Below are 23,843 nucleotides of genomic sequence, written 5' to 3' on the forward strand. Positions count from 1 at the left end.
TATAATTTATTCACATGTTTGTAAAAAATGCACAAAGAGCGGTCTGTAGTAGATTTTAGTTTATTAATTACTATATATATCAATGGCCTATTGTTCACGTTTGAATTTTAAATGGCATTTATATGGCGTGATATTTGCAAAAGACTACTTAAAGCCGTTTAAATTAAGATTATAAATCGGCATTATTTTCACAAAGGAGAGACTATGTGGGCTGCAATTAGTTATTTACTATTAGCACTACTGCTTATTTTTATTGGTTGGGAAGTGAACTCTGTCTATTTTGCTATTGTTTTTTATTGGACTGCGCTGTCACTTTTATTAGTGAGTACCGCGTATATTTTTAATACAGCAAAAATATTTAGAAAGCGTGAAAATGGGGTGATCCCATTTTATATACGGTGGGCGTTTGTGCCATTTTTATTCGGTGTGCAAATTTATAATGCCTGGTCACGTAAGCGCGATAAAGTGCCGCCCATTCAACAAATAAACGAAAACCTATTTTTAGCTTGCCGATTATTTCCCTCAGATATAGACACATTAAAAGATAACGGGATTACGGCGATTTTAGATGTTACGTGTGAATTCGACGGACTCGAGTGGAGTTCAACACAAGAGAATATTAATTATTTAAACATTCCGGTGCTCGATCATAGTATTCCTACCCATTCTCAGTTAAATCAGGCTATTAATTGGATTCATCACCATATTAAAGAAGACCATCGCGTAGTCGTTCATTGTGCTTTAGGGCGTGGGCGCTCTGTTTTTGTCATGGCGGCTTATTTACTGAGCCAAAACAAAAATGCAGATGTGCATGAAGTACTTGCACAAATAAAAGAAACCCGCGAAACCGCAAATTTAAATAAGCATCAACTTCGCCATTTAGCTAAGCGACATAAAAAAGGCGAATTACTGATTAAAAACAAAGCCGTTTTAATTGCAAACCCTGTATCTGGTACACGATTATGGGAAGAAAAAGAGCACTTAATTGTTGCGCGGCTATCGGATTATTACGATCTGAAAGTACTCACTACTACAAAAGAAGTTAACGGTATTGAGCTGGCTAAACAGGAAATTGCGCAAAATCCGGATATTATTATCGCATGCGGGGGAGATGGTACGGTGGCCGAAGTTGCAAGCGTACTTGTAAATACACAATGTAAACTAGGCATCATCCCTATGGGGACTGCAAACGCCCTTGCGCATGTATTGATGGGTATTACTTCTAAATTTATTCCTGTTGAACAGGCTTGTGACTTAATTATAGATGGTCAAACAAGCATAATAGATACTGCTTATTGTAATAATGAATTAGTACTACTGCTCGCGGGTATTGGTTTTGAGCAATCAATGATAGAAAAAGCAGATAGAGAGTCGAAAAATAAGTCGGGGCAACTTGCCTATTTAAATGGTTTTTTTGAAGCGTTTGGCGAGCAAAAATCGCAGTTACTTAAAGTAAAACTCGATGATAATGAGCCAAAAGAAATATGTACTAATAGTTTTATTGTGGCCAATGCTGCGCCTTTTACAACGTTATTGGCTCAAGGTGGCGGGCAACCTGATCATAGTGACGGGCTACTCGATATAAATTGGTTAACACCAAATAATGAAGATTCAACCACAGTACTAAGTATTGCAGAGCTGATGTTTAGTAGCTTAACGCAAACACACTTAGCTATAAACTCTCATCATACAAATGCCAAAAGAGTAGAGGTTACAGGCGAAGGAGAGCTTAAGTACGTACTAGATGGTGAAGTTAAAACCGCTCAAAAACTAGTTGTTACTATTGAGCCGGCTTCATTAAATGTGATTTGCAAAGAGCAATAAATCGCGTTAGTTATAATCAAAAAAGGAGCTAAATTAGCTCCTTTTTTTACATCACTTTTTAATTGATGGCCAAACAAACCCTGTTGTATCAGGCGCTTGAGAAGATGTTTCTCTTGGTGCACTTTTTGGTCTACGAATAGGTTTGTTATTTATAGTGTGAATATAAAGTGCTTCCACTTTATCGCGAGCCCAAGGCGTTTTACGCAAAAACTTTAAACTCGATTTAATGCTGGGTTGATCAGTAAAACATTTAATTTTTACTTGCTCGCCAAGTGTTCTCCAGCCAAGTCGTTGTTCTAACTCAACAAGTATTTGTTCTAATGTTACCCCATGTAAAGGGTTTTTAGGTTGATTATTCATAGCCATACTACTTATTTAAACTGCATGCATTGTAGCTTAAATCAGCTTTTAGCGCTAATTCACAGTGATTGTTTTAGGAGCTGTTGGGTAAATAGCATTACCTTGCTTATCTATTTTAAGCCAAATGAGTTGGCTGTTACTGTGTTGGGGTGTTTTAGCACCACACAAAAGTGTAAAAGAGTGAACTTGTATTAATGCCCCTTCGCTATAGCGTTTGTTGTCGTACCAACAGTTAGCTTCTTCATTTACAAACTGGTTTGCATCAATAATTGAATGGGTTTTTAGCGTTGTTGCTTCACTAAGTATTGAATACGATAAGCTGCTAAAACAAAAGCATAGAATTAAAAAGTTACGCATTAGAGGCCTTTAAATAGGGAGGGTTAAAAATAATACATTAAGCTAAAAAACGTGCTAGTGTAAAGTACACAAAGTGATTTTAAGTATAAACTTAGTTATTCACAGAACAATAAAAAGGTGCACACAATGCAATTTAATCAAACAATGATCGAAGAATTCACACTATTAGCAAAGTTTCCTCGCGACAGTAAAATGCAGGGTATTAAATTACATTCAGACGCAGAGCCAAGCTTACTTAGCGCAGCGCAACGTTTATTTGAAAAAGGGATTATAGATAGCCCAGATGGCGGATATTTAACTGATCTGGGCTTAGATTTAATTGAGCACGTTACGGTTATTCATAGCGCGCTACAAAGTTAATCTAAATTAGCTTAATTTGCATCGGGTTGATTTTGCGGTGCAGCGTCATTAAATGCAGCTAATTTATTACAATGCTCGTAAATGGCTGCAATTTTTGGATAAGCGCTCATATCTACGTTAAAACGAATTGCATTAAATACTTGCGGCACTAAACAAATGTCAGCAAGTGTTGGTTGGTTACCAAAGCAGTAGTCATCATTTTTGTTTAGCATCAGTTCTATTTTTTCAAAACCCACTTCTATCCAATGTCGATACCATTTATTTTTAGCCTCGTTATCAACACCTAATTCGTTTGATAAATACTTCAGCACGCGTAAATTATTAACAGGATGAATATCGCAAGCAATGGCAAAGCTTAAGTTTCTTATTTGCGACTTTTGCCACGCAGTCCCTGTAATTAATGGCGATTGCGGATAAGTTTCATCAAGCCACTCAAGTATTGCAAGTGATTGTGCTAAAACACCATCATCGGTTTCAAGTGCAGGTAGTAAGCCTTGCGGATTAGTTGCTAAGTATTCCTTCCCAAGCTGCTCCGATTTTAAAAGGTTAACAATAGCAAGTTCATGATCGATTGCTTTTAAGTTAAGCGCTATACGCACTCTATAAGCCGCTGATGAGCGAAAGTAGCTGTATAATTTCATAATTAATCCTGTGAACCTGTAAATTGTTTTTTAATAGTACGCCAGCAATCGGTGTAATTTGGTTGGCGCTCTTTACCTTCTAATGCATATTTTGTCGGTGAAATTATATAGCGCGACTCAAACATAAAGGCCAATGTGTTTTCATATTTTTGTGGTGTAAGCTCAGCGTTTGAGGCTTTTTCAAATACGTCGGCTTCAGGTCCATGTGGCGACATACAATTGTGTAAACTTGCGCCACCAGGTACAAAACCATGCTCTTTTGCATCATACACACCTTCAATTAAGCCCATAAATTCACTCATAATATTGCGGTGATAATACGGTGGGCGAAATGTATTTTCGGCTACCATCCAACGCGGTGGAAATATCACAAAATCGACATTTGCCATACCCTCAGTAGCAGAAGGAGAGGTCAGTACAGTGAATATAGAAGGATCGGGGTGATCAAAGCTCACTGTATTCATTACATTGAAACGCGATAAGTCGTATTTATAGGGTGCACTATTACCCGTCCATGCAACCACATCAAAAGGAGAGTGCTTAATTTCACAGCTAAATAAATTACCGTTAAATTTAGAAACAAGCTCAAAGTCACCCTCTTTATCTTCAAAGGCCGCTACAGGGTATTGAAAGTCTCTGTCGTTGGCATAACCGTTTGCACCAACAGGTCCTCGCTCTGCAAGCTCTAACGCATGGCCATAATTTTCACAAATATAACCACGGGCTGTATCGTCAATTAAATCAACAGAGAACTTAATTCCTCTGGGAACTACAGCAATTTCACCCGGTTTAATACATAACTTCCCGCACTCGGTGTGAATTAATAACCCACCTTGCTGAGGGACAAACAACATTTCGCCATCGGCATTGCAAAAGTAACGCCCTTGCATTGACTGATTAGCGACATATACATGAATGCCAATACCAGATTGCCCATTAGCACTGCCATTAGCAGCCATCGTTACTAACCCATCAATAAAATCAGTAGGCTGTGAAGGCATATCAATAGGATTCCAACGTAGCATTGTTGGTGGTGTTACGGCTTCAGTGATTGGGGCTGTTCTTATTAGGCCATTATCAATTGCTTGGTAATCACCTTGCACTACAGATGGACGAAGGCGGTAAAACCAAGTGCGACGATTTGAAGCACGCGGAGCCGTAAATGCAGTCGAACTAAATTGCTCGGTGTATAAATCGTATTTAACCTTTTGTGGGCTAAATTGTCCTATTGGCAATGCACCAGGTAGCGCTTGTGTTTCAAATTCATTCCCAAAACCTGTCATATAACTTAACTGTGTCGCCATTACTGACTCCTGTGAGAGGGGGTTGGTTTAATATTATTATTATTTCAGTTAAGGTACTCTCAAGTGAGACTAATATCAAATGTGCAACTACGCATCTGTGTAAATATTAATGAACACCAAAGTAAACCTTACAAAGCAGGGATAACCAAAAATGAAAATTGATTTAGCAACGTTTTTACCTTATCAATTAACGAATATAGCAACACATGTAAGTAACGATTTTGCCAAGGTTTATCAAACTAAGTACGGTTTAAATATTCCCCAGTGGCGAATACTTGCTAATTTAGCGCAGTATGGTCAGAGCAACGCAAAGGATTTATGCACACAAGCAAATATGGATAAATCGACAGTGTCGCGCGCGGTAAAAGTACTAATAGACAAAGGCTTAGTGAGAAGTGAATTAAATAAGCAAGACAAACGTGCAGCATTACTTGTGCTGAGCCAAGCAGGTCAAAGCCTATATGAGCAAATAACACCCGATGCACTAAATTGGGAAAAACAATTACTGAGTACTTTAACCAACGAAGAATACGAAGTGCTAGTGAATATTTTTGAAAAGTTAAATAACAAATTAAAAGCATAAAAAAGCCCACAAAGTGGGCTTTTAAAAAATGTTTTAGGTTACAGTTCTGAATTAGAAAGTGTAACGAACACCTACACGCATTTGCCATACAGATGCGCTATTTTCCGTAGTTGTACCTACGTTATTAGAGTTAAAACCAGAGTACACGTAGCGACCATCATCATCAATAGATGTTGAAATTACACGGTTGCCTACAAAAGAACCTTTCTTAAGTACGCCCCAGTCATCGTTTAACAGGTTTGTAAGGTTATCGATTACGAAAAACGCTTCACCTTTGTGACCTTCCATAAACCCAGGAAGCTCTTGCGTTAACTTAAAGTTAAATTTAACAAACCAATCTGCATTTTGTGAGTTACGTCCAGCAATTTCACCGCGCTCTAGACCTTCTGAAGCGATGAAATCATTGAATTCATTGATTTCAGCAGCACTCATGTCGTAGACAACGTTAGGATCGTTTTCAAGTGGTACGTATAACAGTTGACGAGAGCCAAAACCGTAGTTATTAGTATCACCAAACGTATTATCGCTATTGTTATACACATAGCTGTAAGGTAAACCTTTATATGCTTCACCGAACAAGTTAAAGCGAGTAGCAAAACCATCTACAAACTCATGACTATAACCAAGAGTCATAGTAAAACGATGTGGAATTTCGTAATCAGATGATGCAACACCAGGGTTACCTGGATCTGTTAATGCTAAATTACTATAATTAGAATCAGCAACCGAACTCGTCATTGGGTTCACATCATCAGAATCTGTGTACGCGTAACCAAAGCTAAAGTTAACACCATTATCGTACTGTTTACTAATGCCTAATGAGATAACTGATGAATCACCGCTATCACCGCTCACATTTGTAAGTAAGTAGTCACGTGAGCGAGTATCACCCGGATTTAGAGTATCATCTTTACCAGTATACAAAGGACGGCCATCAAATGTCGTTTGACCTGAGTTAACTAAACCAAGGTCAATTAGCGTAGCAGCATCTTTCTTTTTAGAGTATAAGTAATCAAGTGAGATTACATACTCATTTTCGGTAGTATAAGTAGCGCCTAAAGAATATTTCCACTCTGATGGCAATTCAAAATCAGGGTCTACGGCATTTACATTAGAGTCACCAGAACCAATTTCTGTTCCAGCTATAGTATCAAATTGAGACTGTGGTACTTCGTAACCAGGTGCTCCGCCGTTTACATTCGGTGTGTTGAACAAATCTACTCCACGAATTTGAGAGGCAATTTGTGTAATACCGTCATTCGAGTAAGAGTTAGACAACCAAACATTTGGGTTACCACCTGAGAATAAACCAGCGCCTGCACGCACTTCAAGTTCATCTGTAGCGTACCATTGGAAGCCTACACGTGGTTGAATTAAGTCAATACCATCAAATGTACTTTGGTTACTGAAACCGTAGCGAGCTGTATAATTTTTATTAAGGTTTGGTTTATCATCGCTAGTGTATTTATCATAGCGAAGGCCAAATGTTAGACTTGCGTCGATATCGGTAAAGCTGTATTCATCTTGAACGTATAATGTATGCTGTGCATATTCAAAGCTTGCTGCAACATCATTTGGATCGTTTGTAGCAGCAGCATTATTGTAATAAATACGTGCCGCCTGTCCGTTTTCGAAGTCTTCTACAGAGTCAAAGCGCCATTCACCTTCTGTATGCTGTACGAATAAATTAAACACTTCAAGATTTTCATACTCATAACCAGCTGTTATTGTATGTTGATCTAGATAGTATGTACCCGCAAATTTAGCGGTCGTTGTATCGTAGTTTAAATCGTTAGATTGACGAGAGTCATCTGGACCAATATAAATTGTACCGCCGTTCGCAGTACTGATTTGCATTTCACCAAAACTGCTTGCTGCGTCTAAAGACTCCACTCTAGCATCAAGCTCAGATTTACCTATGCGTACTTCAGTAGAAAAATCATCAGACCAGTCTGAGTATATTGAACCTATAATTGATGTAAATTCAGCACCCTGTTCATAAAAGTGATTTGATAATGAAAGCTCATCGTTATCAGCATCTGACTGAGATATAGTGAATGCATCGTTGTAGTTATAAATCAAGTTTGCGCGATGATTTTCATTGATGTTCCAATCTAGTTTAACTAAGATTTTTTCATCTTCAATAGGCATACTCGAAGGCATACCGCCGGCATCATAGTTATAGAGAGATTGTGAAGCAGCTTGAACTCTAGAAAGGTCATCAGCAGTAACACTACCACTAGTCAGGCCACCGTAGTTAAACTGTTGTACACCCTCAAGTTTTTCATATGAGGTGAATAAAAATAGTTTGTCTTCGATTAATGGTAAGCCAACATTAAAGCCGTAGCGCTTTTCTGTGTAATTACCTGCATCGTAATCTTCACCTTCAATTGAATCACCCTGCATAGAGTCATTTGTGTAATCGAAGAATACGCCGCCATGTAATTCATTACCACCAGATTTAGTTACAGCGTTGATGTTACACGATGTAAAACCACCGTATTGAACGTCAAATGGGGCAAGTTCAGCTGAAACTTGTTCAATTGAATCGAAAGAAAAAGGAGCATTTATTGTCGGGTAACCATTTGAGCTTAAGCCGAAGTTATCGTTCATACGAACGCCGTCTAGCGTTAAGCTATTGTAGCGAGGGTTACCACCACCACAGTTAATTGAACCACGGCTATCATCAATTGTGATACGTGGGTCGATACGGATAATGTCTTTTAAATCACGGTTAATAGCTGGTGTATTTTCAAGATCAGTTAGCGTAAATGTAGACGCCGGACCAGTACCACCAGACATAGCACTAATTGGCGCGCCAGAAACTACTATTTGTTCCATGCTTGATTGTGACTCAAGAGAAACGTTTACTGGATAATCGTTACCAATATTAAGAATAATGTTATTGAATTCTTGGTCTGCATATACATCTGAATCAACAATTACTTTATAAGGACCGCCAACTCGCAGGCCTTTAGCTGTGAAATAACCTGCGTCATTTACTTCAGTTGTTTTTACTGATCCAGAAGGTACGTGTAAAATTGTTATTTTAGTGCCGGCTGCTGGGTTGCCGTTAGGCCCCATTACTTGACCTTTAATTGCAGAGGTCGTTTCGTTAGCCATTGCAGCGCCACTTACACCAACACATGCTGCAATAGCAAGTGAAAGAGCTGTTTTGCGTAATTGAGTTTTCATTTAATTTTCCCGTGTAGTTATTAATTAAATTTTTATATTTTTATTTTAAAATTTTTCAAAATAAACAGTTAAAGTTCATTTATTCAAAATCCGTTACTAGTGTACCTTATTTATTCGTTACAAATAAAATACAACTGCAATATATTTTTAATAAATAGTACTATTTTTGTCTATTTGAGTGTTTTTTTGAGCAATAACTCTATATCGGGGTATATATTACGTGGGCTTTATGACAAACATGTGAAATTGGGGTGCGAAAAACAAAAAACCCATCACAATTTTGCAATGGGTTTTGTTAACAAATAACTTAATGTGTTATTACTTACCTATTAAGACTTAAAACTTGTAGCTAATACCAACTTTAGCCTGCCAAGCTGATGAGCTAGTTTGGTATTGACTGTAGTTACGAACGTCAGCACCATTAAATTTGCCATCAATTATATAACGACCTTCATCATCTAACCCACCAAAATCATAAACAGCTTGATCAGAGAAACCTAAGCGTTTTTCAACACCCCAATCACTGTTTAGTAAGTTTGCGAAGTTATCAACCATGAAGTAAACCTCACCGCTGTGACCTTCAGCAAAACCTGGGATTTCTTGTTTGATACTTACATCCATCGTAGTAACCCAAGGTTGAGTACCTGAGTTACGGCCTAAAATTTCACCACGTTCTGAGATACCAGCACGATTTAGAAGCGTTTCTAATTCATTCCAAGATAAACCAGACTCATCCCAATTTACATTTGGATCATCAGCGCCAGTTGGAATGTAAGCTAGGTAAGCTGAGCTTGAGTAAAAGTCGCGTGTATCACCTAAGTCACTATCTTGATACATGCCCATAGTGTAGCTAAATGGACGGCCAGAGCGGCGTTCAAAATACACGTTAAACTTAGTTGCATAACCACTGAAAAATTCAGTGTTATACGCTAGGTTTATTTTAAAGCTGTGCTCTACTTCGTATGAACCACGATCTGCAAAGTCTTCATTACGGTTACGTGTAATGTTGTATTGGTAGTTACTTTGAGCACGAGAAGATGAACCCGATGAGGCCTCAGTTACGTCTTGGTGTGCATAACTTGCAGAAACATACAGGCCATTTTCAAATTCTTTTGCAATGCCGGTAGAAATAATGATTGAACGTCCATCGTCAGATGAATTAGTCATTGCAATATCAAAGTTATCAGCAAGGTCGCCAGTATAAATACTTTCGTTAATTACACGCTCACCATCAGCAGCAACACCAATTGGGTTTAAAGCAGTGTTATGCCATACAGCTTCGTTTTCTTTTTTATGGTAAGCAATTTCTGCTTGCCATTTGAAGCCCTCTCCAAGTAGTTCTGAGTCAAACTCGTATTCAAAACCAACTTGAGCTCTTATGCTCGATGGAAGCTCAAAATCAGGGTCAACATAGTTTGTGCTACCGGCACCTTGGACTAACGTGTCTTTAATAGCGTCAGGTACTTGCGTAATATCGGCTTGGTTATTGGCGTAATAATCATTAATAGCGCTTTGTGGTGCTTCAACAAATGTAATACCGTCATTTTGGAAAGAGTTATTGTACCAAACGTTTGGAATACCACCTTGGAATCGACCTATACCACCATTAATGGTTAATGCTTCAGTTGCATAATATTTAAAGCCAATACGCGGTAAAATTATATCTAAACCATCAAGATTCTCTTGATTGCTAAAGCCGTAAGTATTTAAAAAGTTTTCGTTTAAAGTTGGTTTATCGTCTGATGATAAACGCTCATAACGAACGCCAGCTGTTACTTCTAAATCATCACCAACATAAAAAGTATCTTCGATATAAAGTGCTAATTGGTTACGTGTCGCATCGTATGCAGTGTCATTTGGGTTATTTGTGTACGCGTTACTGTAAGAAAAGTCGTATGTACCTCTAAAGTTACCCACTTCACGGTTTGCAAAACCTTCGAAGTCATCAAATTCCCAAGAACCTAATGAGTTAGATGCAAATAAGTTATATAAATTTAGCGATTCATACTGCATACCAAAGTTAATTTCGTGCTCATCCATTAAGTAAGTGGCATCGAAAGTAAGCGTTAAGTTTTCAGTCGATGAGCTATTTGCATGGCGGAATTCATCTGTACCAAACTCATAAGCTGGACCACGGAAGTACTCTTCAACTTTCACAAAGCCAATATCAGAGTTAGTTAAGCTTCTTGATGATACATCTTTGTAAGCGATACCAATTTCAGTTGAGAAGTTTTCATTCCAGTCTGAATATAATTTTGTCGCAAAATTATTGAATTTAGTAGCGTAAGTATAACGGCTTGACGCTAAGCTTACTGTACTACCGCCAGTGCCGACATTTGTTTCGTCTTTATCGTCTTGCCATTGGTAAGTGAAATCTAAACGATGATCATCATTAATATTCCAACTTAATTTAACAAGCAATGATTCGTTTGTATCTTTAGGGTCACCACCTAGAGAATCGGTTAAGCCGTATTCATTGCTTAAGATATTTAGAAAGTTATTGTAACTATCTTCTGTTACATCGTATTCATTTGTAGCGCCTGAGCCTTCAAAACCGTAATCTAAATCAAGTTCACTTGTCCATTTGTTGTAGTTAACAAAGTAAAACAAAGTATCGTCGATTAATGGGCCGCCAACATTAAAGCCGTAGCGCTGTTCGGTTTGAATTGGTTCTACCTGATCAATAACGTATGTACGGTGTCCATCTTCATCTAAAACAGGGCTACCATCTGCATATACTTGAGAAATACTGTCTACATCGCCAGCAATATCAGGAGTTGATGTTTCATAAAAGCCAGAAAACTTAAATTCGTTCGTACCTGATTTTGTTACTGCATTAATAGTACCGCCACCAAAGTTACCTTTAGAAGCTGAGAACGGAGATACATCAACAGAAATTTGTTCAATAGCATCAAGCGCAACAGGTGGCTGTGAAGTAGGGTAACCACCGTAACTTAAACCAAAATCATCGTTTTGGCCGATGCCATCAACAGTTAAACCATTTGAACGTGGGTTACTACCTGCAAACGTAAGTTCGCCATTACCGTTAATACTCGCAAGTGGGTTTAAACGCGCAATATCTTTAATGTCGCGATTAAAGCTTGGCATATTTTCTATAGTGTCAGAGCCAAATGTACTGCTAGAGCCACCTGATTGTTGAACAATCTTATAACCAGACACTTCAATCTTTTCGATGTTTAGCGGAGCAAGCTGCGAGCTTAAGCGGTAAGTTTCACCAAGGTTCAAGTAGATATTTTCAACAGTCGTATCGTTAAACGTATCAGAGTCGATGATAACCATGTAAGGACCACCTACACGTAAACCATTAGCGATAAACGTACCACTTTCGTTTGTAGTTAGTTCGCTAATAGTTCCCGTTGGTTGGTGAACTACTTTGATTTTAACGTTTGCAGCATTGCCACCTGATGGCGTTGTAATTTTACCACGCATTGCAGATGAAGTATCAGCAGCCATTGCGCTTGTAGAAACACCTAGAGCTAAAATTACCGCTCCAGTTAATTTCGAAAGGCGAAGCTTAGTCATAATGTTGATTTCCCGTGTGTAGGTTATATAAATTTAATACTGTTTATTTATCAGTCGTCATTTTTAGTGCCGTATCTAACTCTTTTGCAGAAGGGTCAAATAAGGCGTTTAATAGTCCAGCTAGTCGAATACCCGCTTGTTGTAGGCGTGTTTTTACAATTGGAGTGTTGTTATAAATGTAGCTGTACCCAACTTCGTCGTTGGTGTACTTATAAATTTTTGTTGCTAAATTGTGTGATTCTTCAACCCAAGTTTTAGGTGAGCTTTGTAAATACTCAGCAATTAATTCGCTGTTATTTGTATCAATAAATTGAGCGTATTCAGTAAACGACAAGTTCTCGTTCTCAACTAACTTTGTATCCCAAAGGCTGTGAAGGTTTGTTTCTTCGTTAAAAAAAGAAACCTTAATACGGTTACCACCTCTGTCTTCACCTCGACCGGCATGAAATGGCTGATGGCTATCGCCTACTAAATGCACTAAAAAACGCAAACTGAACTGCTTAGCATCTAAGGTGCTATTTTTATCAGTGAGTGTTTGCATTGAATAGTGAATGCCTTCTAGGATATTACTTACAGATTCTTTGTTTTTAGTGTGATCGTGATTGAAGCTGAAAGATTTTCCTGGTGCTGCATTAATATAATGCCAACGAGATGATTGCTTTTGCCAAAAGTCGCCAGGAGCAGAGCGCATTTCATCAGGCCACGTTGATATTTGCGCAAGTGACTCACCATCTAAATAAGGTTTAATTGCTGCTTTAGTTGTTTCGCTTATATGAGATTGTGCAATCTGCCCTACAATACGGTGGCCATTTTGACCCCAAGCGTGTGAGTTAGTGCTTGTGAATATCGCACTAATCAAAAGCGCAGAAGATATCGAGTACTTTATATTGTTATGCATTAAAACTTCCTAAATGAATATTTCATGGGGTTGCTATAAGCTAATGCGGTCAATTGTCCTCATTTTTAATGTTGATAGGAAGGACTTATTAAAATTCATAGTTTCTTATTTAATTGCGTTTAAAATCAGCCGCTTATATTTAACAGGTAAAATTACTTGTTGTAATAGGTAAGCGAAATTGTTCAAATACACTATATCGTCTATTTTTGGGTGGCATTGCTTTGAATTATAAAAATATTGTGTTGCACAAAATGTTAATTGTTACATTTTTGTTTCTATTGTTGGTCGTTACGTGGGTTTGCGGTCAAGTTAGTGTATACAATGATGATTTACATTTTCCGGTTATGATCGAAACCTCAACAGAGTGTCAAACAACTGCTACAAGTAATAAAGGCCAATTAATTGTTTTTACACAATCAAAAAAAATAGCCAAATTATTAACACGAAAGTTATGCTCTGATAACGTAGTAGCTAAGCAATATGGCTCGGTAAAAGGGTATTGGGGATATAGAACGGCAGATAGCTTTGAGTTTATTGGTAAAGGAATTGCTGACCTAATTTTGGCTAAAAGCAATATTATGGCTGCATTTAAAGCGGAGTCGACCTATAACTACCAACCCGTAGTTGGTTTTTCTGACTACACGGCTTTTTTTATATCTTCTAAAGAAAAACCTCGAATTACTAAACAATATTTTTTAGATAAACGCATAGGTTTGCTTGATTATCCTACCAGCCGATCAGGGCATATTTTACCAAAGCAAATGTTTAAAGAACTGGATATAAATTTAGCTAATTTGAAAATCACTTATGCTAGTTCTCATAACGAATTACGCGATTTACTCGCCGACGGAAAAGTAGATATTATTGCTTCGTTTTGGAAAGAGAGTGACGAAAAACGTTTTTCAAAAAACTATATTACGCCTTTGAGTAATAATATTACTGGAACAAGATGGTATTTAAAAATGCAGCAAAACAATACTGATTTATTATGTGCAGTACAGGCAAATTTGCTTGATATGTCTAAAGATCAAAGTTTGCATTATTATCAAAATGCACAATCGTTTTGGAGTTGCGGTACTAGCTCAGTAAACTTAAAAGAGGAAGTTAGTGATGAGTAAATATAAACAACTACTTGTTTTACTATGCTTATTTTTAACTTTATCTTCTGTGTTTTATATTTCTGTAATTCAAAAAAGCCAGCAAGTAACTAAACAAAAAATAACGCAGATAGAAAGGCAAATAGCACTCGACTTACCATTACTTGATTTATCAAATGAGCTGCTAAAGCATTCGGGGAATAAAGATGCGGTTAATAGCTACATTAAAACCTTAAATAGCTACATTAATTCGAACGATCTTAAAGTTGTTGCTATTGCACCAAAAGGCGAAATGCTAGCACCTGTAAACTTACACCAAATAACACGTAGTTTGAGCACTAATAACGGACCTGTATTAGTTGTATTTAACGTTCAGCAAACCCACTTTACATTAAGCCATTTTATTTACTATTTTATATTTTTAGTATTAAGTGTGTTGATTAGTTTTTGGGTAAAATTTGCGTTTATTAAACAAAGTAATAAGCAGTTTAATAATGCACAGCATCAGTCAATTACAGAGCCTACGCCGCTGATGCTTATAGTTGACCTTAACGATAAAACACTATCAAGTAGTTGTAATACAGAGCAAAAAGTGGGTTTAGCCAATAAGCCATTATGCTTTTATTTAGCACTTGTAGAGTATTGTACAAATAACGATGATGTAGCGCTTAGTCATAATAAAGATGTACCTGAGGAGCTTCTAGAGCTCGCTAACAAGTATTTTTATAGGTTGGTAGAGCTTGGTCATACGGTTAGAAAAAGGCCTAATTTTAATAATAGCCTAGAAAAAACCTTGAGTGAGATACGTGCGGCATTAGATGAAGTACTTAGCGAGTGTCCTGAAGAAAAAGAGTTATATTACCCACCTAAAGCCTATGGAGAAGGCTCTCGTTCTCGTTTGCATAGTTATGGGCTGGCAAATATTAAAAAGGGTAATATTGAAATAAGAGGAAAGTAACTAGATTACTTTCCTCTTATTCTTAGAGGTTATTTAGGGGTAAACTCAGCCGCTTTGAGAGGGCTATTTTTTGAAATAAAGTCTTGAAGTGCTTTAGCATCTGTTTCGTCTGTACTTACAAAGCCTTTTTTATTTGTAAGTGCAGGATAACCATCACCGCCTGATGCGTTATAGCTATTTAGACTCATTCTGTATGTTTTATTTTTATTAAGCGGTTCGCCATTGATCAAAACATTAACCAACTGATTATTTTTACGCTCAAACGATATTTTATGGTATTGCAAATAAGCACCAGCATCCGGTGGGAAGCTCGTTACTGTATTTAAGTAATCCCATAAATCACTGCCTTGCCAATCCATATAAGTAATGCGGTTTTTAAAAGGATGTACTTTTAAAATATCTTTATAGCTTACTTTACCAGCCTCTATTGAGCTGCGAATACCACCGCCACTTATTAATCCAAAGTCTGCATTTACTACATCCATTTGAGCTTGAATAATTACACGTGCAAGGTTTGTTTGTTGGTAACGAACTTTGTTTCTGTCACCTTCTAAGCGAGCATCTACTTCACCAATGGTACCTTCAATTTGTTTAGCGCCTTTAGCTTGGTATACCGCTAAATAAGATTCAAGTTTAGGGTCTGGTTTAATGTACTCGTTTGCTAATACTGCTTTAGTAGAGCCATCAGCTTGAACTTTATCTACATACAAATTAACAGGCATGAGTTTGTAGTCTAGTAACGTTAATTTTCCGTTTTCAAGCTTAAACTCAGCTTTACCAACATACTTACCCCATTCATGGGCTTGCATAATGTAAGTACCGTTTTGCTGGTCTGGCTTACAGGCAAGGCCAGGTTTAAAGTTATCGTCATTTACATTTGTATCACTCATACACACAGGTTCTTGTGAGTGACCGCCAATGATCATATCAAGTGTGTTTGCAGGAAGTGAGCGAGCAAGTGTTACGTCACCTGGTGCATTAATGCCAAAGCTAGCATCAACATAATGACCCATATGAGTCAGCGCAATGGTAATGTCAGGGTTGTACTTAGCTTTTATTTCTTTAGCTAGTTCTGCAGTAACGTCAACAGGGTCTTTAAACTCTAAGTGGCCAATATACTGAGGATTACCAATTTTAGCTGTGTCTGTTGTTGTTAATCCAATAACAGCAATAGTTAAGCCATTTTTTTTGAATATTTTATAGCTATCAAACGCATGTTCGCCTGATTCTTTTTCAAATATATTGGCTGATAGAAAAGGAAAGTTCACCCATTTTTGCTGTTGCTTCAAAACATCAATAGGATTATCGAATTCGTGATTGCCTAATGCCATTGCATCATAACCAATCAGCGACATACCTTTAAAGTCAGGTTCTGCTTTTTGTAAATCTGACTCAGGAATACCGGTATTAATGTCACCACCAGAGAGAAGTAAAACGGCATGACCTTGCTTTTGGGCGTCATTACGTAAAGAGTCAATTAACGTTTTGCGAGCGGCCATACCGTATTCGCCTTTTTCGTTTTGCCAAAAACGGCCGTGATTATCATTAGTATGAAGAACAGTTAAATATTCAGTAGGAGTACTGTTAGAGGTTGATTCAGGAGCAGGAGATGTACATCCAAGTACACTAAAAATAATCGAAAATAAAATAATTATACGCATAAAATACCTATGGATTAAGGTCTACTTAATTTATCAAGCGGGTAGTTTAAACTAGTTTTATGCTAAAAAAACGTACTTATTGACATTTTATTTAGAAGGTACAGTTAATCGATTTGTGGCGGCACTTTCGCGACGCTTTAACTCTGCATCCGCATATTCCCGCTTAGTATGGTTTATACCTACCATCCACGTTAAAAAGCTCGCCGGTAGTTTTGTGTATGGTTCACCTTTGTGTAAACCAAAGTCGCAAATTGTTTGTTTAGTGTGTGGCATTGTTAATTCCTGTTGTTTGTGTTTTTTTTAAGGTAACAAATAAGTGACCACACTTTTAAGATGATTTAATTTTAAATAGTTAGATTTATATAGCAAAAAAGAATATAAATAATGGCATATGTAATTAATTTGTTATCAACACGGTCTTAATTGTATCAACTCACACTTTAGAATCGATTTTAGTCGCCGATGGCATTAATGTGTTAACGCATTAACTAATTATTTAAAAAATATAACAACAGGAATAAAACATGAAAAAACTTTTACTTGGCTCAGCATTTGCTGCAGCAAGTTTTACAAGCACCGCTACTATAGTTGAAATGAACACGAGCCAAGGTGTCATAGAGATTAACTTGTTTGATCAACAAACCCCCAAAACAGTCGCAAATTTTTTAAGTTACGTTCAAGACGATTCATATAACGAAACAGTAATTCACCGCTCTGTTAGTAACTTTGTTATTCAAGGTGGTGGATTTACATTTTCTGATTCGCTAGATGCGATTACTACAAAGCCTGCTGTAGAAAATGAGCCCGTTTTTTCTAATGTTAAGGGCACCATTGCGATGGCTAAATTATCGGGTGATGCTAATAGCGCAACAAGTCAGTGGTTTTTTAATATTACAGACAATAGTGCAGCACTTGATACGCAAAATGGTGGCTTTACTGTGTTTGGACAAATTACTGCAGCAAGCCAATCAACGTTAGATAAAATTGCAGCGTTAGTACACTGTGGTGAAACACCCGTGGTTGATATTACTGCTGAGCAATGTGCAAGTACTGATGTAACAATTAGTAGTGCTAACTTAGTGACTATTCAAAATGTGGCGGTAATGGATGATGATCCTAATTCAGCAGCAGGCCTTACTGTTACTGAAAATACGTTAATTGATTCTGACACATCAACAGATTCTAGCAGCAGTTCTGGCGGCGGGTTAATTTGGCTTTTAGGTGCTTTTTTACTTGCGGTACCTCGTTTAAAACGTGCTAAATAATTAAAATTAACGTTAATGTGGATGGCCTAAACCAGCCGTCCACATTACTATTATTAAACTTTGCTATTTAAAATAGTACTCGCCAAACCATTGCTAGCCAAATTGAAAACACACAAACACAACCCAGTAAAAACACTTTAAAACGTGCGCGTACGTTGTTTTCACCTAAATGAATAACGCTATGCACAATACGACTTGCTACAAATAAACAGGCCAGTATTGCCACAAGTGTACTGGCGCTATTTAGTTGCAGTGCAAGTAAACACCCCGCGTAAAAAAGCACTGGTATTTCAAACTGATTCGAAAAGTTTCTATCTGCCACCCTAATAGTGTCGCCAGCCTTATCTAACTGCATTGTTTTAAAATCACTTAAATCTAGTTGTTTATTTTTAGCTGCGGCAAAGCGCCTTTTACCCATAATGAGCATGACAACCAGTGAAAGCGTAACTTGTGCAAACATGGCAAGTATGATGATTTTTTCCATTGTTTTTCCTTATTATTTAGAATTTGCGTATTTTTTGATATTGAATGATTTTTAGTCTCGCAAGGTTGGCAGACTCCCAACTAATATCCAATTATGAAGACATTTTTCACAATGTGTTACACAAAATAGCGTTATTTTGTAGAAAGTTATTAATTGAAAATGTTAGTTTAGCTTAACTATATTGCTTTGAATTGGCGCACGCTATTTTGCGCAATACTTTTTAATGGAAAACAAAAATGAAAAAGATTATTGGTTTTAGTGCCATCGCACTTGCAGTTTTAAGTGGTTGTTCAAATACGGCTTCGGTTTCAGTGGCGCCTCTGGCCTCTTTACTATCAGATACGTTAGTCGTAAGTCCTAACGATAACCGCGAATATAAAACACTTAAGCTGGCAAACGACATTGAAGTAATTTTAGTGTCAGATCCAGGTGCTGAAAAATCAGCAGCGGCACTAAGCGTTGGTGTTGGTTTACTGCATGACCCAATGTCGCAGCAAGGTATGGCGCATTATTTAGAGCACATGCTGTTTTTAGGCACAGATCGCTACCCAGACACAAAAGGGTATTCTGATTTTATGACCAAAAATGGTGGCGCGCACAATGCTTACACGTGGCTCGATATTACTAATTACATGTTTAAAATTAATAACGACGCGTTTGATGAAGGGCTAGACCGTTTTGCTGACTTTTTCAAAGCGCCTAAGTTATACCCAGAATACACAGATAAAGAAAAAAATGCAGTAAACGCAGAGTGGTCAATGCGCCGCGAAATGGACTTTTTTGGACAATTTAAACTCGCGCGTAAAATGATGGGCGATCACCCGGCTAATCGCTTTTTAATTGGTAACCTAGAAACCCTTGGCGATAAAGAAAACAGTTCACTTCATAAAGAAACGGTTGATTTTTATAATAAATACTACTCTTCAAATATTATGAAAGTTGCGCTTATTTCTAATTTACCTATTGCTGAAATGGAGCAAAAAGCGCAAAAATACTTTGCTGACATAAAAAATAAAAATATCGAAAAACCAACAGTGACTGCAAAACTTGATTTTGATAACGCTGGCGGAAAACGCGTGTTTTATGCACCAAATGAAGATGTAAAACAGCTGCAACTTGATTTCACCATTGCTAATAATAATAGCGAATTTGCACTTAAACCAAACCGATTTGTAGCGTATTTACTAAGTAATGAAATGCCGGGCAGCCCAGCGCAACTTCTTCGTGATAAAGGATGGGTGTCTCAGCTTTCAGCTTCAGCTGCACCAAATCAATATGGCAACTATGGTTCGTTAAATGTAAATGTAGAGCTTACAGATGAAGGCATGAAAAATCGTGACGAAATAGTTGCGACTATTATGCAGTACATCGATTTAATTAAAAAAGAAGGCGTTGATAGCAAGTACTTCAACGAAATTCGTACTTCCCTTAATAACCAGTTTAAGTTTTTAGAAAAAGGTGATGAGTTTAATTATGTAAGCTCGCTTACGCAAAGCATGCAAGACTATCCGTTAAATCACGCTATTAATGCACCTTATTATTATGCAAAGTTTGACGCTGACGCTGTAAACAATGTACTTGAGCAGTTAAATGCCGACACCCTTCGTATTTGGTATGTATCGCAGCAAGAAGAGACAGACTCACAACTACACTTTTACGACGGTAAATACCGCATCAATGACATTAGCGATGATGAAATTGCCAGCTGGAAAAAACCAAGCGAATTTAAGTTAGCACTACCAACAGTAAACAATTTATTGCCTGAAAACTTTGCAATAAAAACGCAAGCATTTAAAGAGCAAAAACACCCAGAACTTGCTTACGATAAAAATGGTGTAAAAGTATGGCGCCAAGCAAGTCAAAAATTTGCAGAGCAGCCAAAAGGGCTTGTTGAAGTTTATATAAATACTCAACCAGGTTTGAACGATATCAAAGCAGAAGTACTTTATTCTGTTTGGGCTGATTTATACAATATTCAACAAAGTCAGTTAAGTACCGAAGCAGCAATCGCCGGTATGAGCGTAAGTTTAGCACCGAGTAATGGTCTTGTTTTATCTATGAGTGGTTTTACAGATAAGCAAGATGTATTGCTTAAACAAGCTTTAACCGGATTAAAAGCCGATGAAACAGCACAAGCATTTAGCCAAGCGGTAGATCGCTTTAAGCGTAATTTACTAAACCAACAAAAGCAGTTTCCGTATGCACAAGCATTTGGCGAGTATTCAAAACTAACGCGTACAGGTGGCTTTGATACAGATGCGCTTATAAAAGCCGCTGACTCACTGAGTGTTGCCGACTTAGCACAATTAAAATCAGCTACGTTTGCACAAAACGATTTACGTGTATTTAGTTACGGTAACTACGATCAGCAAGATATAGACGCGATTGCAGACGAATTAAGTGCAACATTACCAAGTAATCATAAGCGCAGTGAATTTGCACGAAGCAAAGCGTGGTTGCCACAACCGGGCGAAACGCTGGTATTGCAAAAAGATATCGATGTAGCCGATGTAGCGGTGGTCGATATGACCGTTCATCCTGTTGCGGGTTACAAACAAAAAGCAGAAGCAGCTGTATTACAAAGCCACTTTAGAACAGTTGCGTTTGATAAAATGCGTACTGAGGAGCAACTTGCATACGCAGTAGGTGCGTTAGCTCGCCCAATTGAAGATTACTCAGCAATTGGTTTGTATATCCAAACACCGGTTAAAGGACCAAAAGAAATACAAGCTCGTTTTGATAAGTTTAAAAAAGAATACGCAGTTGAACTTGATAACATGAGCGAAGAGACTTTTGAGCAGCTTAAAAACTCTACCCTTGTATCACTTAAAGAGCAGCCTAAAAACTTAAGTGACGAAATGAGCCCACTTATAAACGATTGGTACCGTGAAAACTTTACCTTTGATTCTAAGCAAAAGCTGATTGATGAAGTTGAAAAAGTAACGCTTGCAGATATAAAGGACTACTACAAGCAAACAATGCTTAACTCTAATGCTGCACGTTTAAATGTGCAATTACGCGGGACTAAGTTTATAGAAAGTGACTTTGCCGATTTACCAAATCAAACTAAAATCACAACGCTTGATGCCTATTACAATGGTATTAAACTACAAAAATAAGCTTTATTTATGTAGCTAAAATAAACCCCAATGTATCACTACATTGGGGTTTATTATTTATCTCACTATATTTACTAATAATACCAATTCGCTTAATTAAGTGATCTATTTTGAGGATGGAAAAACGTGTTGATAGCTAGGCAAAAAATTCGCTATTTAGTTGTTCTAAATGAAAATTTTTTAACGCAGGTAGCGACTCGTTTAGCCCCGCAAAATGATTAAGTATTATTGCGGATTGGTATAGTATTTAAGCCATTATTAAAAAGCCTATAACAGCTAATGCCGCAGCAATTAGCGTGTATGGCAATTGTGTAACAGCATGGCTCATTAAATTACAACCAGAACCTTGCGCTGCGAGTACGGTTGAATCTGAGTAAAAACACGCTTGGCTACCAAAAGAAGAAGCCGATAATAGCGCCCCAATGACCAGTGGTATGTTTGCATCAACCGCATTAGCCAGTGGCATAACAATGGGAATTGATACAGCAAAAATACCCCAGCTAGACCCCGTTGCAAACGCTAAAATAGCCATTGAAATAAATACCACGGCTGGTAAGTATGCAGCGGTCATATAAGGACTTAAGCTGCCAATAACAGACTGAGGCAAACCAATTAAGTCGCATACATCTTTAAATATAAACGCAGCTATAACAGTACCAATCGCGGGGATCATACTTTTAAAGCCATCAAGCATACGTTCAATCATTTCACTTACACTCATTAATTTTTGTAGAGCATAAAACGGGAGAGTGACCGCCATTGTTGCTAATAAGCCTTTGTATACGTCTATTTCAAAGTAAACAGTAAATGCAACCAGTAAAATAATCGGCACCAAAAAGTTACGTAATTTACCTTTAGGATCAGCATCTTCAAAGTTCTCTTCTACGGCTTTTACCGCATATTCATCCGCTGTTTGAACGTCATTGTATTGAGCAGGGTCGACTTGAGCTTGCTCAATTTGTGCCATTTGCTCTGCTTTTTTCATTGGACCAATCGCAGGAATAATACCCAGCACAACAAGTAAAACAACAAGCACTGCAAACCACGCATAAAACATGTACGGTATGGCTTGGATATAAACTGCAATCCCTTTGCCTTCTTCTGCAATACCGTTATCTACAAGTAAGCCACCAAAAAAAACCGCCCAGGTAGATAAAGGGACAAGTACACAAATTGGTGCAGCAGTAGAGTCTACAACATAGGCAAGCATCTCACGGCTCACTTTAAATTTATCGGTAATGCGTTTCATGGTTTCACCCACGGTAAGCGCATTTAAGTAGTCATCAATAAAAATAACTACACCCAAACAAAAGGTCATAAACAAAGATGAGCGTTTACCTTTAGTGTATTTAAGGGCTAACTTGCCAAAAGCCGATGCGCCACCTGTGCGCACTAATAGCGCGATTAAAGCACCGAAGCCACCACATACAAGTATTAGCCAGCCGATGGTTTCGTCTGTCATCACTTTTAGCGATGTACTCGCAAAGTTAGTAAGTACCTGTGCAGGATCGGCGATAACTAAACCAACTAAAGCACCAATAAGTAAAGATAAAATAGGGCGGCGTAATACAACAGCCAATACAACTACCACCAAAGGTGGCAGTAAACTTAACGCAGAAGGTTCAAGCATTTAAGTATTCACAAAATTAAAAGCATGTATAAAAATTACAATAGTATTAATTTTTAAACTGCTTATACAAAAACAAAGAAGATGATAAGTTTGTTGTAAAATCATCTTCCAAGTCACTGCTTTTGTACGCGAGGGAGAGACACATAAACAGTTATGTTAAATAGCGGCTTAAGTGAAACGCGTTGGCTTTGGCGCCAGACGGTGCAAGGAGTGCAAACCGCTATTGTTGTGCCTGTAAAAACATCGGCGCAAAAATAATCTGCTTTTTAATTTCAGTCAACAAAAAGTTACATGCAAAACAAAGTTTTTTAGAGGAGCTTACATTGAACGCTGTATTTAAAACAAATCGATTGTTGTTGCGCCATGCAAATGAGCTTGATGCAGCTATTTTACTTAAGCTAGTTAATCAGGCGAGTTTCATAGAGCATATTGGTGATAAAGCAATCTATACCCTTGATGATGCCAAGTCGTACATTATAGGGCCTGTTTATCTTTCGAGGTTAAATTTGCAGCAGTATGTTTGGTATTTAGGCAAGGCAGAGCCTATGTAGTGTGGTTATTCCC

19 protein-coding genes are annotated in these 23,843 nt (G+C 37.6%); 8 read left to right on the forward strand and 11 right to left on the reverse strand.

The window, feature by feature from the left end; genetic code table 11:
• The first annotated feature begins 204 nt into the window (after nt 1–204).
• Complete coding sequence (locus H5116_RS13015; protein WP_182716342.1) at nt 205–1,824, forward strand: diacylglycerol kinase family protein; 1,620 nt, start codon at nt 205–207, stop codon at nt 1,822–1,824.
• Nucleotides 1,825–1,875: 51 nt separating this feature from the next.
• Here H5116_RS13015 and H5116_RS13020 read toward each other — a convergent pair whose 3' ends face one another.
• Nucleotides 1,876–2,184 carry a VF530 family DNA-binding protein gene (locus H5116_RS13020; protein ID WP_024591820.1) on the reverse strand — a complete coding sequence of 103 codons (309 nt, stop codon included), beginning with the start codon at nt 2,182–2,184 and terminating at the stop codon, nt 1,876–1,878.
• Between the two features lie 54 nt (nt 2,185–2,238).
• The gene (locus H5116_RS13025) at nt 2,239–2,541 is read right to left on the reverse strand and encodes a DUF1496 domain-containing protein (protein WP_002959040.1); all 303 of its coding nucleotides are present in this window, start codon (nt 2,539–2,541) and stop codon (nt 2,239–2,241) included.
• Nucleotides 2,542–2,667: 126 nt separating this feature from the next.
• Here H5116_RS13025 and H5116_RS13030 point away from each other — a divergent pair, with 126 nt between their 5' ends.
• Nucleotides 2,668–2,901 carry a TIGR02647 family protein gene (locus tag H5116_RS13030; protein WP_007375551.1) on the forward strand — a complete coding sequence of 78 codons (234 nt, stop codon included), beginning with the start codon at nt 2,668–2,670 and terminating at the stop codon, nt 2,899–2,901.
• Between the two features lie 11 nt (nt 2,902–2,912).
• Here H5116_RS13030 and maiA read toward each other — a convergent pair whose 3' ends face one another.
• Together maiA and hmgA are read right to left on the reverse strand one after the other, a co-directional pair.
• A complete protein-coding gene (gene maiA / locus H5116_RS13035; RefSeq protein WP_182716343.1) occupies nt 2,913–3,542 on the reverse strand; it encodes a maleylacetoacetate isomerase in 630 nt (209 codons plus the stop codon).
• A 2-nt stretch (nt 3,543–3,544) separates the two neighbouring features.
• Nucleotides 3,545–4,846 carry a homogentisate 1,2-dioxygenase gene (gene hmgA, locus H5116_RS13040; protein WP_182716344.1) on the reverse strand — a complete coding sequence of 434 codons (1,302 nt, stop codon included), beginning with the start codon at nt 4,844–4,846 and terminating at the stop codon, nt 3,545–3,547.
• A 151-nt stretch (nt 4,847–4,997) separates the two neighbouring features.
• Here hmgA and H5116_RS13045 point away from each other — a divergent pair, with 151 nt between their 5' ends.
• Nucleotides 4,998–5,429, forward strand: a complete 432-nt coding sequence (locus tag H5116_RS13045; RefSeq protein ID WP_076925651.1) for a MarR family winged helix-turn-helix transcriptional regulator — start codon at nt 4,998–5,000, stop codon at nt 5,427–5,429.
• 51 nt (nt 5,430–5,480) lie between these two features.
• Here H5116_RS13045 and H5116_RS13050 read toward each other — a convergent pair whose 3' ends face one another.
• From H5116_RS13050 to H5116_RS13060, 3 genes are all read right to left on the reverse strand, one after another.
• Nucleotides 5,481–8,624 carry a TonB-dependent receptor gene (locus H5116_RS13050; RefSeq protein ID WP_182716345.1) on the reverse strand — a complete coding sequence of 1,048 codons (3,144 nt, stop codon included), beginning with the start codon at nt 8,622–8,624 and terminating at the stop codon, nt 5,481–5,483.
• 336 nt (nt 8,625–8,960) lie between these two features.
• On the reverse strand, nt 8,961–12,167 hold the full coding sequence (locus H5116_RS13055; RefSeq protein WP_182716346.1) for a TonB-dependent receptor: 3,207 nt from the start codon (nt 12,165–12,167) through the stop codon (nt 8,961–8,963).
• A gap of 43 nt (nt 12,168–12,210) precedes the next feature.
• The gene (locus H5116_RS13060; RefSeq protein ID WP_182716347.1) at nt 12,211–13,065 is read right to left on the reverse strand and encodes a S1/P1 nuclease; all 855 of its coding nucleotides are present in this window, start codon (nt 13,063–13,065) and stop codon (nt 12,211–12,213) included.
• A gap of 251 nt (nt 13,066–13,316) precedes the next feature.
• Between H5116_RS13060 and H5116_RS13065 the strand changes: the two genes are divergently transcribed.
• Nucleotides 13,317–14,183: a hypothetical protein gene (locus tag H5116_RS13065; RefSeq protein WP_182716348.1), complete on the forward strand. Its 867-nt coding sequence runs from the start codon at nt 13,317–13,319 to the stop codon at nt 14,181–14,183.
• Entirely contained in the window at nt 14,176–15,120 is a 945-nt protein-coding gene (locus H5116_RS13070; RefSeq protein ID WP_182716349.1) for a hypothetical protein, read from the forward strand. The genes H5116_RS13065 and H5116_RS13070 overlap by 8 nt, the downstream gene beginning before the upstream one ends.
• A gap of 29 nt (nt 15,121–15,149) precedes the next feature.
• Here the strand turns inward: H5116_RS13070 and ushA are convergent, their stop codons facing one another.
• Nucleotides 15,150–16,781 carry a bifunctional UDP-sugar hydrolase/5'-nucleotidase UshA gene (gene ushA, locus H5116_RS13075; protein ID WP_182716350.1) on the reverse strand — a complete coding sequence of 544 codons (1,632 nt, stop codon included), beginning with the start codon at nt 16,779–16,781 and terminating at the stop codon, nt 15,150–15,152.
• A gap of 87 nt (nt 16,782–16,868) precedes the next feature.
• Nucleotides 16,869–17,054, reverse strand: coding sequence for a hypothetical protein (locus tag H5116_RS13080; RefSeq protein ID WP_024594581.1), 186 nt, complete (start codon nt 17,052–17,054; stop codon nt 16,869–16,871).
• 251 nt (nt 17,055–17,305) lie between these two features.
• Here H5116_RS13080 and H5116_RS13085 point away from each other — a divergent pair, with 251 nt between their 5' ends.
• A complete protein-coding gene (locus tag H5116_RS13085; protein WP_182716351.1) occupies nt 17,306–18,046 on the forward strand; it encodes a peptidylprolyl isomerase in 741 nt (246 codons plus the stop codon).
• 67 nt (nt 18,047–18,113) lie between these two features.
• Here H5116_RS13085 and H5116_RS13090 read toward each other — a convergent pair whose 3' ends face one another.
• Nucleotides 18,114–18,530, reverse strand: a complete 417-nt coding sequence (locus H5116_RS13090; RefSeq protein ID WP_182716352.1) for an MAPEG family protein — start codon at nt 18,528–18,530, stop codon at nt 18,114–18,116.
• Nucleotides 18,531–18,766: 236 nt separating this feature from the next.
• Here H5116_RS13090 and H5116_RS13095 point away from each other — a divergent pair, with 236 nt between their 5' ends.
• Nucleotides 18,767–21,649 carry an insulinase family protein gene (locus H5116_RS13095; protein WP_182716353.1) on the forward strand — a complete coding sequence of 961 codons (2,883 nt, stop codon included), beginning with the start codon at nt 18,767–18,769 and terminating at the stop codon, nt 21,647–21,649.
• A 247-nt stretch (nt 21,650–21,896) separates the two neighbouring features.
• Here H5116_RS13095 and H5116_RS13100 read toward each other — a convergent pair whose 3' ends face one another.
• Nucleotides 21,897–23,279, reverse strand: coding sequence for a Na+/H+ antiporter NhaC family protein (locus H5116_RS13100; protein ID WP_182716354.1), 1,383 nt, complete (start codon nt 23,277–23,279; stop codon nt 21,897–21,899).
• A 323-nt stretch (nt 23,280–23,602) separates the two neighbouring features.
• On the opposite strand from H5116_RS13100, the gene H5116_RS20375 reads away from it, so the two are divergent.
• Nucleotides 23,603–23,830: a hypothetical protein gene (locus H5116_RS20375; protein ID WP_370626123.1), complete on the forward strand. Its 228-nt coding sequence runs from the start codon at nt 23,603–23,605 to the stop codon at nt 23,828–23,830.
• Nucleotides 23,831–23,843 lie beyond the last annotated feature (13 nt).

This window comes from Pseudoalteromonas sp. SG45-2, assembly GCF_014164115.1.
Lineage (GTDB): Bacteria > Pseudomonadota > Gammaproteobacteria > Enterobacterales > Alteromonadaceae > Pseudoalteromonas > Pseudoalteromonas distincta.

Bases quoted from the DNA above. Each gene is read 5' to 3' on its own strand.
- H5116_RS13015 (WP_182716342.1), top strand. From the start codon at position 205: ATGTGGGCTGCAATTAGTTATTTACTATTAGCACTACTGCTTATTTTT.
- H5116_RS13020 (WP_024591820.1), bottom strand. From the start codon at position 2,184: ATGAATAATCAACCTAAAAACCCTTTACATGGGGTAACATTAGAACAA.
- H5116_RS13025 (WP_002959040.1), bottom strand. From the start codon at position 2,541: ATGCGTAACTTTTTAATTCTATGCTTTTGTTTTAGCAGCTTATCGTAT.
- H5116_RS13030 (WP_007375551.1), top strand. From the start codon at position 2,668: ATGCAATTTAATCAAACAATGATCGAAGAATTCACACTATTAGCAAAG.
- maiA (WP_182716343.1), bottom strand. From the start codon at position 3,542: ATGAAATTATACAGCTACTTTCGCTCATCAGCGGCTTATAGAGTGCGT.
- hmgA (WP_182716344.1), bottom strand. From the start codon at position 4,846: ATGGCGACACAGTTAAGTTATATGACAGGTTTTGGGAATGAATTTGAA.
- H5116_RS13045 (WP_076925651.1), top strand. From the start codon at position 4,998: ATGAAAATTGATTTAGCAACGTTTTTACCTTATCAATTAACGAATATA.
- H5116_RS13050 (WP_182716345.1), bottom strand. From the start codon at position 8,624: ATGAAAACTCAATTACGCAAAACAGCTCTTTCACTTGCTATTGCAGCA.
- H5116_RS13055 (WP_182716346.1), bottom strand. From the start codon at position 12,167: ATGACTAAGCTTCGCCTTTCGAAATTAACTGGAGCGGTAATTTTAGCT.
- H5116_RS13060 (WP_182716347.1), bottom strand. From the start codon at position 13,065: ATGCATAACAATATAAAGTACTCGATATCTTCTGCGCTTTTGATTAGT.
- H5116_RS13065 (WP_182716348.1), top strand. From the start codon at position 13,317: ATGTTAATTGTTACATTTTTGTTTCTATTGTTGGTCGTTACGTGGGTT.
- H5116_RS13070 (WP_182716349.1), top strand. From the start codon at position 14,176: ATGAGTAAATATAAACAACTACTTGTTTTACTATGCTTATTTTTAACT.
- ushA (WP_182716350.1), bottom strand. From the start codon at position 16,781: ATGCGTATAATTATTTTATTTTCGATTATTTTTAGTGTACTTGGATGT.
- H5116_RS13080 (WP_024594581.1), bottom strand. From the start codon at position 17,054: ATGCCACACACTAAACAAACAATTTGCGACTTTGGTTTACACAAAGGT.
- H5116_RS13085 (WP_182716351.1), top strand. From the start codon at position 17,306: ATGAAAAAACTTTTACTTGGCTCAGCATTTGCTGCAGCAAGTTTTACA.
- H5116_RS13090 (WP_182716352.1), bottom strand. From the start codon at position 18,530: ATGGAAAAAATCATCATACTTGCCATGTTTGCACAAGTTACGCTTTCA.
- H5116_RS13095 (WP_182716353.1), top strand. From the start codon at position 18,767: ATGAAAAAGATTATTGGTTTTAGTGCCATCGCACTTGCAGTTTTAAGT.
- H5116_RS13100 (WP_182716354.1), bottom strand. From the start codon at position 23,279: ATGCTTGAACCTTCTGCGTTAAGTTTACTGCCACCTTTGGTGGTAGTT.